Raw genomic sequence first — 13,978 nt, 5'->3', positions numbered from 1 at the left:
CCGTCGGGGTCGGGTGGGCCGCTTACGAGAAGCTGAACGGGAACATCACGTCCGACACCGAGGCGGCGAAGGAGCTCGCCCGGTACGAGAAGGAGCGCCCCACCGCGCTGGTGCGTGACGCGCAGAACATCCTGTTGATCGGGTCGGACACACGGTCGGGAGCGGGCAACCGCAAGTACGGGCGGGACTCCGGCACCGAGCGCTCCGACACCACGATCCTGCTGCACCTCGCGGCCGACCGGCGCAGCGCCACCGCGGTGTCCCTGCCCCGCGACCTGATGGTGAACGTGCCCGGTTGCCGCAGGCGGGACGGGACGCGGGCCGAGCCCATGTTCACCATGTTCAACCGCGCCTTCCAGACAGGCGGGTCGGCGTGCACGATCCGTACGGTCGAGAAGCTGACGGACATCCGCGTCGACCACCACATCGTGGTGGACTTCCGCGGCTTCAAGAAGCTGGTCGACGCGCTCGACGGGGTCGAGGTCTGCCTGGCGAAGCCGGTCAACGACAAGGCGGCCAAGCTACGGCTGCCCGCGGGCAGGGTGCGGCTCAACGGCGAACAGGCACTGGGTTTCGTACGCGCCCGAAAGTCCATGGGTGACGGCAGCGATACCGAGCGGATGGGCCGCCAGCAGCGGTTCCTCGGCGCGCTGGTCAGCAAGGTGAAGAGCAACGGCGTCCTGCTGAACCCGGTGAAGCTCTACCCCGTGCTCGACGCGGCCACTTCGGCACTCACGACGGACCCGGATCTGGCCAGTTTGCGCGGTTTGTACGACCTCGTGCGCGGCTTGCGCACGATCCCTACGGAAAAGGTGCAATTCCTGACCGTGCCCCGTCGTTCGTACCCCTACGACGCCAATCGCGATCAACTCGTGGAACCCGCGGCCGACAAACTCTTCGCACGGCTGCGCGCAGATACCCCCGTGACGGTGGTCACGGAGAATAGGGAGGAATCCGACTCAAAAAGCCGCAATGCGGCGCCGGGAGTGGGGGGTCGGGATGAACGCCGAGCCGGAAAGAATCCGTACAGGGAGTCGAACGCGGTCCCGCACGCCTACAGCGAGTCCTTCGAGGACACGCGCGAGGAGGGCTCCCATGAGTCCGATCCGACTCCCACTTTCCGCGGCAGCACCGCCGCCGAAGACGGCTGCAGGTAAAACGCACGTCAACACAGGGAACAAACGCGCTAAGAAATGGGCGGATTGCCCGGGTGTATGGACGTGGAATTTGTCACCGCCGTCGCTTGATGCCTAATCGGGCGGATAGTGTGAGCGATCCGGTGTGCCGGGCCTTCTTCGGCCGCGCACCACTTGCACGAGACCCGAGCGTCTTTTGAGGGGGAAGACGCTGCGTGGACCCAACGGAGGAATGGACAACCGTGGACGCGCAAGGCCGTGGGCGGGCGGACGACATCGACCCCGCAGACCAGTGGGTACTCAACCCGACCACCGGTGAATACGAATTGCGACTGACTCCTTCCGCACCGCAGTCAGCGGGTGTGCCGAGGCCCCGGAGGGCCGGTGCGGGCGCCATGGGGACGCGGACCGCCGGTCCCCGTGCGGGGACCGTCACAGCGGGAGCGGGCACGCGCGAGATGCCCGAGGTGGTGCCGGGGCAGCGCCGTCGGCGTGGTGCGCCGGCCGAGCCGCCGCCGGGGCGCCGCCGGCCGAAGGGCAAGTCCAAGGGCAAGAAGATCCTTGTCTGGACGGGCGGCACGCTGGCCTTCGTCCTCGTCGCCGGAAGCGCCGCGGGCTACTTCTACTACGAGCACCTCAACAGCAACATCACGTCCGTCTCCGACGACGGCGCGAGCACCGGCGGCTTCAGCAAGGACCGCGCGATCAACGTCCTGATCATCGGTACCGACAAGCGCAGCGGCAAGGGCAACAAGGGGTACGGCGACGCCGGAAGCGTCGGCCACGCGGACACCACGATCCTGCTGCACGTCTCCAAGGACCGTACGAACGCGACCGCGATGAGCATCCCACGGGACATGATCGTGGACATCCCGGACTGCCCGACCACGCTGGCGGACGGCACCAAGAAGGACATCCCGGGCACGCCCAAAACCCGCTTCAACGTGAGCCTCGGCCAGGACGAACGGACGCCGAGCTGCACCATGCGGACCGTCACCGAGCTGACCGGGATCAAGCCCGACCACTTCCTGGTGGCCGACTTCAACGCGGTGAAGACGCTGACCAGCGCGGTCGGCGGCGTCGAGGTGTGCCTGAACAAGGCCCTCGACGACCCGAAGTCGAAGCTGAAGCTGTCCGCGGGCAAGCACACGATCGAGGGCGAGGAGGCGCTGGCCTTCGTCCGCACCCGGCACGCCGTCGGCTTCGGCAGCGACCTGGACCGGATCAAGCTCCAGCAGCAGTTCCTCAGCTCGCTGATGCGCAAGCTGTCGTCGAACGACACGCTGACCAGCCCGTCGAAGATGCTGAAGCTGGCCGAGGCGGGCACCAAGGCGCTCACCGTCGACTCGACGATCGCGGACCTGCGCAAGCTCGCCTCGCTCGGCCAGGAGATCGGCAAGGTCAAGACCAAGAACCTGACCTTCACGACCGTGCCCGTGGTCGACAACACCGACGGCGCGACCGTGCTGCCCACCCCGGTCAAGGCCCAGGAGCTGTTCGACACGATCAAGGACGACGTCTCGCTCTCCGAGGTGAAGAAGAAGGAGAAGGAGAAGGAGGCCGCGAAGCTCAAGGGCTCGCGGGCGAAGGCCTCCGACGTCCGGGTCGACATCTACAACGGCGGCGCCCCGGCAGGCAGCGCACAGGAAACTCTTACGTACTTGCAGAACGATGAGGGCGTGACCAAGTCCAGTCAGCTCGGCAACGCCGACAAGACCCTGGCCAAGACGACCCTCGCGTACGATCCCGACCAGGCCGACCAGGCTCGCAAGCTGGCCGACCTCCTGGGCCTGTCCGCGTCGGCGCTGCAGCCGGGTGAAGGCAACAGCGAGACCAACGACCAGGGGCTGCCCGCGATGGTCCTCACCCTCGGCAAGGACTTCAAGGGCGCCGGATCGGCGAGCACGTCGGGGGCCGACCTCGACGTCCAGAAGAACACGGCGGACAAGGAAACGTGCGCCGGTTGATGACCTGACGGGGTCATTCCGCGTCTAACACCGCGCGAGATGTGTCCGGGCCGGACACGAGAGCGCGTCCCGAGCGGGCGTGCGCGTGTCCGGCCCGGGCGTATCCCGTGGTGTACGGGTCGGCGGTACGACGGCCGGCCGAGCCGGGCGCGTGCTGCGGTCCGGCGTGCTGCGGTCCGGCGGGCGCGACGGCGCGTCCAGGACCGGTTGTACGGACGTGTCGTCCGGCTCGGTCACGTGATGCGTTCAACCATTCATGAGTACATCCGAGTTGGGCTCTGAGAGGTCCAACAAGGCGCGGGGAAAGGTCCCGTTCGGCAGGCAGGGTGGGGAGGGGCAGGGAGATGGTGCGCAGCGGTGTGCGGGGGGATCGAAGTCGGCCAGGGGTACGGCGGGCCGGTGAGGGCTGGGACGAGGGCTCGCACGGCGCGGGGAGCGGCCCGGCGGCGGGCGCGGGGGACGACGCTCCGGTGTCGCAGCCGCAGGGGCACGGACGGCACGGCGGGGGCGGTCGCGGGCGCGCTCCCGGGCGCCCGCGCCGCAGACGCCGCATCCTGAGATGGTCGGCGACGGTCCTGTCGGTTCTGATACTCGGCACGGCCGGCGCCGGTTACGTCTACTACCAGCACCTCAACGGCAACATCAGGAAGGACGACCTGAACCTCGGCGACAAGCAGATCGCCAAGCCGACGCCGAACGCGGCCGGCCAGACCCCGCTGAACATCCTGCTCATCGGCTCGGACGCGCGGGACACCAAGGAGAACCAGCAGCTCGGCGGCGCCAAGGAGACCTTCGGCGGCACCCCCCTCGCGGACGTCCAGATGCTGCTTCACCTGTCCGCCGACCGCACCAACATGTCGGTGATCAGCATGCCCCGCGACACCCTGCTGCAGATCCCCAAGTGCACGGACCCGGACGACGGCAAGGTGTACGCGGCGTCCAACGGCCGGGTGATGACCAACCAGTCGCTGGGCCGCGGCGGCCCCGGCTGCACGGTCGCGACCTGGCAGGAGCTGACCGGGATCCACATCGACCACTTCATGATGGTGGACTTCTCGGGTGTGGTGTCGATGGCGGACGCGATCGGCGGGGTGCCGGTGTGCGTCACCGCCAACATCTACTCCAAGGACAGCCAGGGGCACGGCTCCGGTCTGAAGCTGGAGGAGGGCACGACGTACATCAAGGGCAAGCAGGCGCTGCAGTGGCTGCGTACCCGGTACGGCTTCGAGGACGGCAGCGACATAGCGCGCGCCAAGGCACAGCACCAGTACATGAACTCGATGGTCCGTGAGCTGCGCGAGAACGCCACCATCACCAACCCGAACAAGCTGCGCAACCTGGCCGAGGAGGCCACGGACGCCCTGACGGTCGACGACGGCCTGGGCACCGTGAAGGCGCTGTACGACCTCAGCACCGAGCTGCGCAAGGTCGAGCCCAAGCGGATCACGATGACGACGATGCCGTACACCTATGTCGGAGCCCGTGTCGTCCCGAAGGAGGGCGACGCCGAGAAGCTGTTCCGGCTGGTGCGTGAGGACATCGCGCTGGACGGCAAGGACAAGAAGAAGGCGACGACGGAGGAGAATGCCTCCGACGATCCGGCCGCGGCGGAGGACGAGATCGGTGTGCTCGTCGAGAACGGCACGAGGACCTCGACGCTCGCCCCGGTCAGCGGACGCGCGAGCACGGTGACCCAGCTGCTCGTGCGGGAGGGCTTCACCAAGGCCACGGCCGACCAGACCTCGGCGGTGTCCGAGGACGAGACCGTCGTGCGCTACCCGAGCGCCGAGCTGGAGGGCGACGCCCAGGCCGTCGCCAAGGCCCTGGGCATCCCACTGAGCCAGGTGGAGAAGTCGACCGCTGTCAGCGGGGTCACGCTCGTCGTGGGCGCGGACTGGCGCGAGGGGACGGCTTACAAGGCGAAGAAGGAGAACGACACGACGCCCGAGTCCGCCGACGCCCTGAACGGCGCCAACAAGAAGGCGTGCATGCAGGTGAACCCGAACTTCACCTGGTAGGGACGAAAGCGGCGTTCGCGCGTCACGGTCCCCGCGCCCGCACGGCGGAATCTTTCCGTCCGCCCGATGGCGCGGGACGGTCCGCAGGCGTACTACGTAAGGGTGAGGGGCCCGCCCCGGGCTCCCGGCCCCTGAGGAGGAGCCATGCAGCAGACCGGATCCATGACGCCCATGAGCGCGGAGATGCAGGACTGCGTCCAGGCGTGCATGTCCTGCCACACCATGTGCGAGGAGACCATGAGCTCCTGCATGCAGCTGGGTGGCCAGGCCCAGATGCAGATCATGCGCACGCTCATGGACTGTGCCGAGATGACCCGTATGTGCGCCGACATGATGATGCGCCGGTCGCCGATGTCGGCCGAGATGTGCGCGCTGTGCGCCCGCGCGTGTGACATGTGTGCCGAGGCGTGTATGTCGATGCCGGACGACCCACAGATGATGCGCTGCGCGGACGCGTGTCGCCGCTGCGCCGCGACGTGCCGCACGATGGCGACCGCGATGGCGTGACCCGATCGCACACACTCAGGGGCACCCACAAGGGGTGCCCCTGAGTGTGCCGGAAGGGTCAGTTCCCGGAGACCGTGACCTTCTCGTCGTTCTTGAGTTCGCTGACGAGCTGCTTGACCTTCGTGGTGTTCCACTGGAGGTTGCCGTTCGGGGAGTTGCCCGAGATCGGCATGTTCATGGACTTGCCGTCGCCGCCGGTGACGCCCTTCATGGCCCAGAACATGTCGCCCAGGTCCCACAGGCTCATGTCCTTGTCGACGATCAGGGTGTCGAGGCCCGCGCTCATCGTCGGGTAGAGCTTGAACGGGTTGAGGATCGTGCTCGGCGTCGCCGTCTGGCTGGCCAGGGCCGAGAGGAACTTCTGCTGGTTCTTCGTGCGGTCCAGGTCACTGCCCGCGAGGGCGTACCGGGTGCGGACGAAGGCGAGGGCCTGATCGCCGTTCAGGGTCTGCTTGCCCGCCTTGAAGTCGGCGCCGGACTTGGTGTCCTTCATGCCGCCCTTGGGGATGTCGATCTCCACGCCGCCGACCGCGTCGACGATGTTCGCGAAGCCCGCGAAGCCGATCTCCACGTAGTGGTCGATGTGCAGGCCCGTGTTGGCCTCGACGGTGCGGACCAGCAGCGTGGGGCCGTCCTCCGCGTACGCCGCGTTCAGCTTCGTCTGGCGGCCGGTGCCCGGGAAGGTCTTGCCGGACTCGGATCCCTTGTATGTGGGGATCGTCACGTTCGAGTCACGGGGCAGCGAGATGAGCGTGGGCCCGTTGCTGCCGGTGTGAAGGATCATCATCGAGTCCGTGCGCTTGCCCTCGGCGGACCCGGTGTGGAGTTCCTTCTTCTGCTCGTCGGACAGACCGGCGCGGCTGTCGGAGCCGACGATGAGGTAGTTCGTGCCCTCGCCCGTCTCCGGCCGGTCGATCACCTGGGAGAGGTCGACGTCACGGTTCAGCTTGGAGTCGGCCCAGAAGTAGGTGCCGACGGCCCACGCGGCCAGCACGGTCACCAGCGTGATCGCCGTCCACTTGAAGCGCTTGCGGTAGTTCGGCCGCGCCCGGTACTGCTGGAGCTGCGGATCCGGGTCGTTGTCGTTGGGCACGAAGCCGCCGCCGCGGCGGCCACCGCCCCCGCCGTACACCTGACCGGTGTTGTAGCCGCTGTCGTACGACCCGGGCGCGCCGTAGCCGTCGCCGTACCCGTTGTCGTACGACGGCTGCTGCGGCACCCCGCCCCTGGGGGGCGCCCCCGAGGGGCCCGCCGGGCCGCGCCTCACCTGTCGCATGACGCGCGCGCCCTCGGGCTGTGCGCTCGCACTACCGTGGCCGTATCCACCGCCACGGTTGCTGTCGTATCCCTCGGGCCAGTCATTCATGCGCACCAGTGTGCAGTGCTCGGCCAGGCCCTTCACAAGGGTCGACGAAAAACGGAGGCAGGGCTGTTGCGAAGCTGACACAAATCGCACAAATGTCAGAGCCACATATGGTGGGGGCCATGACAGACCAGGCCTCCGCCCCGGAAGCTGAGATTCCGGGCAAGCCGACCTCGGCGTCCCGGACCACTCTCAGCCACATCATGACCCACAACGACACCAACCTGCTGGGCACGGTGCACGGCGGGGTGATCATGAAGCTGGTCGACGACGCGGCCGGCGCCGTGGCCGGACGGCACTCCGGCGGCCCCGCCGTCACCGCCTCCATGGACGAGATGGCCTTCCTGGAACCCGTCCGGGTGGGCGACCTCGTCCACGTCAAGGCCCAGGTCAACTGGACCGGGCGCACCTCGATGGAGGTGGGCGTCCGCGTACTCGCCGAGCGCTGGAACGAGTCGACACCACCCCAGCAGGTCGGCTCGGCCTACCTCGTGTTCGCCGCCGTCGACGCCGACGGCAAGCCGCGCCGGGTACCGCCGGTCGTCCCGGAGACCGAGCGCGACCGGCGCCGCCACCAGGAGGCGCAGATACGCCGTACGCACCGCCTCGCCCGGCGCCGCGAGATCCTTGAGCTGCGGGAGCGGCGGGCGGCGGAGGGCTACCAGGACTGAGAGACCAAGGAAGCAGATCCGGCCACGTGTGCCGTTCGCCACATCACACGAGTCAACACCCAGGAAACCTGTCGGTACTGGCCGGTTGGGACATCTGCCTCTGGTTGCCTGTGAGGCACCTGAACAGACTCGCGCACCACCGGGATACGAGGCGATCCCGCATCCCGTCGCGGCGCGAGAAGGAGTCCCCCACATGCACCTGCACGTAGCCACACCCGAACCCCCGGCCCACGGCCCCGGTCACAAACGCCGTGCCCGCAGGCTGTCCGGGAAGTTTCTGGCGCTCTACCTCCTCATCTCCGGACTGCTCGCCGGCGCCGTCCTGGTGGCCCCGCAGTTCCACGAGAGGGCGGACGCCGTCGACGACAGCGGGGACATCACCTGGGACGTCAACGGTGGCCGGTCGGCGTACCAGGCGATGATCAGGGCGGTACGCGATCGGGCGGCCGGTGTACGGGTGCCGGGGGACGGGACGCCACGGGCCGGCCACGTCTTCACCGTCGGCCTGCGGGCCGGTGAAGCCCCCCGGACAGCGCGGCCGCCACTCGTCAGCCTGCTCGTGAGGGCGCGGGACCTGGCCGTCCTCGGCTACCGGCTCAGGACACAGCAGGGCCACGACAGCTTCTTCTGCTTCCGGGGTACGGAGGTCGGCGACGCCCTCAACGAGCTGCGCTTCACGGGCAGTTACCGCGACCTGGAACGGTTCGGCGGCAGAAGCCGGGCCGGACTCGTGCTCGACGAACGGCGGTTGACGAGGTCGTTCACGGTACTGCGCGACGACGCCGACCAGGCCGCGACGGCCCGGGCCCTGATGGTCTTCACCATGACCGTCTCGGAGGCCGCGCGGTTCGACACACTGGAGCGCGCCTTCCGGGCCGCCTTCGACCATGGCTCACACACGGTCTCCCGGGCCGAGGCGGAGCTGATGAACTCCCGGTGACGGCCGACGGGCACCGCCCTCTTCCCGCGAGCCCGCTACGGGCACGATGCCTCGTCCCCGGTCACCACTCCGAACTCCCCCTGGGACGCGTCGGCGGCCCTGACCTTCCGCACCGCCTTGAAGTCCGTCCCGGCGATCACCCTGAGTGTCGGCCCCTGTCCCGGCACCTCCCGCAGCTCGGCCCCCGGCAGGGCGGCCGCGAGGGAACGGGCGGAGCGGTCCCAGCGCGGGTCGTACACGACGACCGTGCGCGCCACGTCCCGGTACCGCGCGTTGACCGGCACCCCGGTCGTACGGAACCCGACGGCGGCCAGCCGGTCGTCCACCCGCTTGCCCAGCCCGTCCACGGTCGTGCCGTTCTCCACCTGGACGCGGATCTGTCGCGGGGCCACCTCGACGCGGACGGCGCGGCTCCGTCGCGTCTTGAACCGGGCGAGGGGCTGGTCGTCGCGCAGGGCCTGGAAGAGGCGGCTCGCCCCTGCCTCGTCCCACTTCACCGTCGAGCCGACGCCCTTCACGGCGTACCCCATCTGCTCGATGGGGACCGTGGTGAACTCGGACGAGGAGGGGGAGAAGGTGCGCATCGCCCGCCCCAGGTCGAACAGTTCCTTCGTGCCGAACCCCTCGTCCGCGCGCACCGAACCGAGCACGGCCCCCGTGACGTCATGGAACTTCATCGGGTTCAGGAGGACCCCGGAGGACGTGGAGTACTCGATGAGCGAGGCCAGGAAACGCTGCTGGCGCTGCATCCGGCCCAGGTCGGAGGACCCGTCGGCGTGGCGGGAGCGGACGTACTGCAGGGCCTGGCCGCCGTTCAGCCGGTGCGTGCCCGCGGGGAGGTCGAGGCCGGTGTACGGGTCCTTCAGCGGGCGGGTGGTGCAGATCTCGACGCCGCCGAGCACGTCCACGGTCTTCATGAAGCTGATGAAGTCGACCTCCAGATAGTGGTCGATCTTGACCTTCGTCATGTGCTCGACCGTGCGCACGGTCAGCTGCGGCCCGCCCTCCGCGTACGCCGCGTTCAGCTTGATCGGGTGCGGGTCGTGCCGCACGCCGGTGGCGCGGTCGGTGTGCGCGGGTGTCTCGGCGTACGAGTCGCGCGGCAGGCTCACCACGCTGGCGCGCTTCCGGTCCTCCGAGATGTGCACGATCATCATCGTGTCCGTGCAGTGACAGGGGGCCCCGCCCAGCCGGTACCTGTGCCGCTCCTCCTTGGTGACCTGGTCGCGCCCGTCCGTGCCGACGAGCAGGATGTTCATGCCGTGGCCCGGCACCGGGCGGTTCTTCATGTCCTTGAAGGGGTCGACGCGGGCGATGTCCTGTTCGAGGCCGGTGAGCATCGCGTGCCCGATGCCGGCGGAGGCGAGCACCGTCACGGAGAGCGTGGTCACCGCCCGCATGGCCCAACCCGACCGGGTGCGCCGTACACGCGGTCGTCGGGAGCGCAGCGACCTCGGCCGGGCGGGGCGGCGGGGCGGTGTGGGCACGGGGACACCTCCGCGAGGGCTGGGGCCTGTTCTGGTGTGGGATCCGTGAGCACCGTAGGCCCATACGATCTGCAGTCCGGCGCAGCGACCGGGCGGCGCGCGTCGGTGTCCCCCGTTCGCGGTAACGTGAGCCCTCTATGAACGCCAAGCCCGACGTGCAGCTCCCCGCCGTGTCCGTCATCATGCCCGTCCTCGACGAGGAGCGGCATCTGCGCGGCGCCGTCCACGCGATCCTCGCCCAGGAGTACGCGGGCGAGATGGAAGTCGTGCTCGCCCTCGGTCCCTCCACGGACCGTACGGACGAGATCGCCGCCGAGCTGGTCCGTGAGGACCCTCGCGTGCACACTGTCCCGAACCCCGCGGGCCGCACCCCGGCCGCGCTGAACGCCGCGATCAAGGCGTCACGCCACCCGATCGTGGTACGCGTCGACGGGCACGGCATGCTGTCGCCGAACTACATAGCCACGGCGGTGCGGCTCCTGGAGGAGACCGGCGCGCAGAACGTCGGCGGCATCATGCACGCCGAGGGCGAGAACGACTGGGAGCACGCGGTCGCCGCCGCGATGACCTCGAAGATCGGCGTCGGCAACGCGGCCTTCCACACGGGTGGCGAGGCAGCCCCCGCGGAGACCGTCTACCTCGGCGTCTTCCGGCGCGAGGCCCTCGAACAGCAGGGCGGCTACAACGAGGAGTTCATCCGCGCCCAGGACTGGGAGCTGAACTTCCGCATCCGCGAGGCGGGCGGGCTGATCTGGTTCTCGCCCGAGCTGAGGGTGTCGTACCGCCCGCGGCCTTCGGTGCGTGCCCTCGCCAAGCAGTACAAGGACTACGGGCGTTGGCGCCACGTCGTGGCCCGCTACCACGAGGGTTCCATCAACCTGCGCTACCTCGCCCCGCCGACCGCGGTGTGCGCGATCGCGGCGGGGATCGTGGTGGGTGCCGCACTGACCCCCTTGGGGTTCGTGATCCCCGGCGGCTACCTCGCGGCGATCGTGGCCGGCTCGCTGCCGGCGGGCAGGGGCCTGCCGCTGAAGGCCCGGCTCCAGATCCCCGTCGCCCTCGCCACCATGCACATGTCCTGGGGCTTCGGCTTCCTGACCAGCCCGCGGGCGCTGGCGAAGAAGGTCATCGCGTCACGTCGGCCGGCGGTGCTGGCGGACAACTGAGTGGTCGTCGGGCCCCTCCTGGTGGAAGGGCCCGTCCCGCTCCGAGAATGGTGTGCTTTCGCCTTACGGCAGGTTGCGCGCCATCACGATCCGCTGGACCTGGTTCGTGCCTTCGTAGATTTGTGTGATCTTGGCGTCGCGCATCATGCGCTCCACCGGGTAGTCGCGGGTGTAGCCGTAGCCGCCGAGGAGCTGGACCGCGTCCGTGGTGACCTCCATGGCCACGTCCGAGGCGAAGCACTTGGCGGCGGCGCCCTGGAAGGTGAGGTCCTTGTCGCCGCGCTCGGACTTGCAGGCGGCCGCGTAGGTGAGCTGGCGGGCCGCTTCGATCTTCATGGCCATGTCGGCGAGCATGAACTGGACGCCCTGGAAGTCGGCGATGGGCTTGCCGAACTGCTTGCGCTCCTGGACGTAGCCCTTGGCGTAGTCGAGGGCGCCCTGGGCGACGCCGAGGGCCTGGGCGGCGATCGTGATGCGGGTGTGGTCCAGGGTCTTCATGGCGGTGGCGAAGCCGGTTCCTTCCTCGCCGATCATGCGGTCGGCCGGGATGCGGACGTTGTCCAGGTAGACCTCGCGGGTCGGGGAGCCCTTGATGCCGAGCTTCTTCTCGGGGGCGCCGAAGGAGACGCCCTCGTCCGACTTCTCGACGACGAAGGCCGATATGCCCTTGGTGCGCTTGGTGGGGTCGGTCACCGCCATCACCGTGTAGTACTCGGAGACCCCGGCGTTGGTGATCCAGCGCTTCACGCCGTTCAGGACGTAGTGGTCGCCGTCGCGGACCGCCTTCGTCTTCATGCCCCCGGCGTCGGAGCCCGCGTCCGGCTCGGAGAGGCAGTACGAGAACATCCCGTCGCCCTTGGCCAGAGGCGTCATGTACTTCTTCTTCAGGTCCTCGGAACCGGAGAGGATCACCGGGAGGGAGCCGAGCTTGTTCACGGCCGGGATGAGGGAGGAGGACACGCAGACGCGGGCCACCTCCTCGATCACGATCACCGTGGCGAGCGCGTCCGCGCCCGCGCCGCCGTACTCCTCGGGTACGTGCACGGCGTGCAGGTCGTTGGCGACGAGCGCGTCGAGGGCCTCCTGCGGGAAGCGGGCCTCCTCGTCCACGGCGGCGGCGTACGGCGCGATCTTCGCCTCGGCGAGCCCACGGATCGCGTCGCGGAGCATGTCGTGCTCCTCGGACGGGCGGTACAGGTCGAAGTCTGCCGATCCGGCCACGGTCTCACGCTCCAAAGACGCTGTGATGCTGACGCTAACTACCGTTAAGTAACCCAAATACTAGAGGGCCGCTTGAGCGAGGGGTACGTGAGCTTGACGACAAGGGAGGAATCTGCCCAGTGAGGGGCGCGGGTACGCCCCGACTATGCTCAGGCAGCGCAAGTTCGACGCACGCCCGGCGCACGTTCGTCCCACGTCTCTGGAGTACCCCATGGCCCTCAGGATCACAGTGATCGGCACCGGCTATCTCGGCGCCACGCACGCCGCGGCCATGGCCGAGCTGGGCTTCGAGGTACTGGGGCTCGATGTCGTGCCCGCGAAGATCGAGAAGCTGGAGCGGGGCGAGGCCCCCATGTACGAGCCCGGGCTCGACGAGCTGCTCCGCAAGCACGTCGCGGGGATCGAGGGCTCCAGCGGGCGGCTCAGGTTCACCACCGACTACGCCGAGATCGGCGCGTTCGGCGACGTCCACTTCGTGTGCGTCAACACCCCGCAGCGGCACGGTGAGTACGCCTGTGACATGTCGTACGTCGACTCCGCGATCGCCTCGCTCGCGCCGCATCTGACGGAGCCCGCGCTGGTCGTGGGCAAGTCCACCGTGCCGGTCGGCTCCGCGGACCGGCTGGCCGCGTACCTCGCCGAGAACGCGCCCGTGGGGGCGGACGCGGAGCTGGCGTGGAACCCCGAGTTCCTGCGGGAGGGCTTCGCCGTGCAGGACACGCTGCGGCCCGACCGGCTCGTGGTGGGTGTGCGCAGCGAGCGGGCCGAGAAGCTGCTGCGGGAGGTGTACGCGACGCCGGTCGCCGAGGGGACTCCGTTCATCGTGACGGACTTCCCGACCTCCGAGCTGGTGAAGACCTCCGCGAACTCGTTCCTGGCCACGAAGATCTCCTTCATCAACGCGATGGCGGAGGTGTGCGAGGCCTCCGGCGGTGACGTCGCCAAGCTGGCGGAGGCGATCGGGTACGACGACCGGATCGGGAAGAAGTTCCTGCGGGCCGGGATCGGGTTCGGGGGCGGCTGTCTGCCCAAGGACATCCGTGCCTTCATGGCGCGGGCCGGTGAGCTGGGGGCCGATCAGGCGCTGACCTTCCTGCGTGAGATCGACTCCATCAACATGCGTCAGCGCGGGCAGATGGTGGAGCTGACGCGGCAGGCGCTGGGCGGTGGGTCGTTCCTGGGGAAGCGGGTGGCCGTGCTGGGCGCGACGTTCAAGCCGGACTCGGACGACGTACGGGACTCGCCGGCGCTGAACGTGGCCGGGCAGATCCATCTCCAGGGCGGGCAGGTCACGGTGTACGACCCGAAGGGCATGGACAACGCCCGGAGCGTCTTCCCGACACTCGGGTACGCCGACTCCGCGATCGAGGCGGTGCGGGGGGCCGATGTGGTGCTGCACCTGACGGAGTGGCGGGAGTTCCGGGAGCTGGACCCTGGGGTGTTGGGTGAGGTGGCGGCGGCTCGGCTGGTGCTTGATGGGCGCAACGCGCTGGATCCGGAGT

General features: G+C 68.9%; 11 protein-coding genes. 8 read left to right on the top strand and 3 right to left on the bottom strand.

Going from position 1 to position 13,978, the window contains the following annotated elements; all coding sequences use genetic code 11:
- The 4 genes from FNH08_RS27770 to FNH08_RS27755 form a co-directional block, all read left to right on the top strand.
- Positions 1–1,157: LCP family protein (locus tag FNH08_RS27770; RefSeq protein WP_152774273.1), on the top strand; the 1,157-nt coding region annotated here is incomplete at its 5' end.
- Between the two features lie 221 nt (positions 1,158–1,378).
- Positions 1,379–3,103 carry an LCP family protein gene (locus FNH08_RS27765; RefSeq protein WP_322725541.1) on the top strand — a complete coding sequence of 575 codons (1,725 nt, stop codon included), beginning with the start codon at positions 1,379–1,381 and terminating at the stop codon, positions 3,101–3,103.
- 344 nt (positions 3,104–3,447) lie between these two features.
- Positions 3,448–5,121: an LCP family protein gene (locus FNH08_RS27760; protein ID WP_152774272.1), complete on the top strand. Its 1,674-nt coding sequence runs from the start codon at positions 3,448–3,450 to the stop codon at positions 5,119–5,121.
- Positions 5,122–5,265: 144 nt separating this feature from the next.
- Positions 5,266–5,628 (top strand): four-helix bundle copper-binding protein, encoded by a 363-nt coding sequence (locus FNH08_RS27755; protein WP_152774271.1) that lies wholly within the window; start codon positions 5,266–5,268, stop codon positions 5,626–5,628.
- Between the two features lie 58 nt (positions 5,629–5,686).
- Here the strand turns inward: FNH08_RS27755 and FNH08_RS27750 are convergent, their stop codons facing one another.
- Entirely contained in the window at positions 5,687–6,994 is a 1,308-nt protein-coding gene (locus tag FNH08_RS27750; RefSeq protein ID WP_194238636.1) for an LCP family protein, read from the bottom strand.
- 119 nt (positions 6,995–7,113) lie between these two features.
- Between FNH08_RS27750 and FNH08_RS27745 the strand changes: the two genes are divergently transcribed.
- Both FNH08_RS27745 and FNH08_RS27740 read left to right on the top strand, forming a co-directional pair.
- Positions 7,114–7,662, top strand: coding sequence for an acyl-CoA thioesterase (locus tag FNH08_RS27745; protein ID WP_228034388.1), 549 nt, complete (start codon positions 7,114–7,116; stop codon positions 7,660–7,662).
- Between the two features lie 193 nt (positions 7,663–7,855).
- Complete coding sequence (locus FNH08_RS27740) at positions 7,856–8,602, top strand: ribosome-inactivating family protein (protein WP_152774269.1); 747 nt, start codon at positions 7,856–7,858, stop codon at positions 8,600–8,602.
- 35 nt (positions 8,603–8,637) lie between these two features.
- On the opposite strand, the gene FNH08_RS27735 is transcribed toward FNH08_RS27740, so the two are convergent.
- Positions 8,638–10,089 carry an LCP family protein gene (locus tag FNH08_RS27735; protein WP_322725540.1) on the bottom strand — a complete coding sequence of 484 codons (1,452 nt, stop codon included), beginning with the start codon at positions 10,087–10,089 and terminating at the stop codon, positions 8,638–8,640.
- Positions 10,090–10,226: 137 nt separating this feature from the next.
- Here FNH08_RS27735 and FNH08_RS27730 point away from each other — a divergent pair, with 137 nt between their 5' ends.
- On the top strand, positions 10,227–11,255 hold the full coding sequence (locus FNH08_RS27730) for a glycosyltransferase family 2 protein (protein WP_152774267.1): 1,029 nt from the start codon (positions 10,227–10,229) through the stop codon (positions 11,253–11,255).
- Positions 11,256–11,318: 63 nt separating this feature from the next.
- Here the strand turns inward: FNH08_RS27730 and FNH08_RS27725 are convergent, their stop codons facing one another.
- The gene (locus FNH08_RS27725; RefSeq protein ID WP_322725539.1) at positions 11,319–12,476 is read right to left on the bottom strand and encodes an acyl-CoA dehydrogenase; all 1,158 of its coding nucleotides are present in this window, start codon (positions 12,474–12,476) and stop codon (positions 11,319–11,321) included.
- Between the two features lie 211 nt (positions 12,477–12,687).
- Between FNH08_RS27725 and FNH08_RS27720 the strand changes: the two genes are divergently transcribed.
- Positions 12,688–13,978 (top strand): UDP-glucose dehydrogenase family protein (locus FNH08_RS27720; protein WP_152774266.1); only part of this gene is annotated, 1,291 nt, incomplete at its 3' end.

This window comes from Streptomyces spongiae (assembly GCF_009377185.1).
GTDB lineage: Bacteria > Actinomycetota > Actinomycetes > Streptomycetales > Streptomycetaceae > Streptomyces > Streptomyces spongiae.
This window is presented reverse-complemented; position numbering and strand designations above follow the sequence as displayed.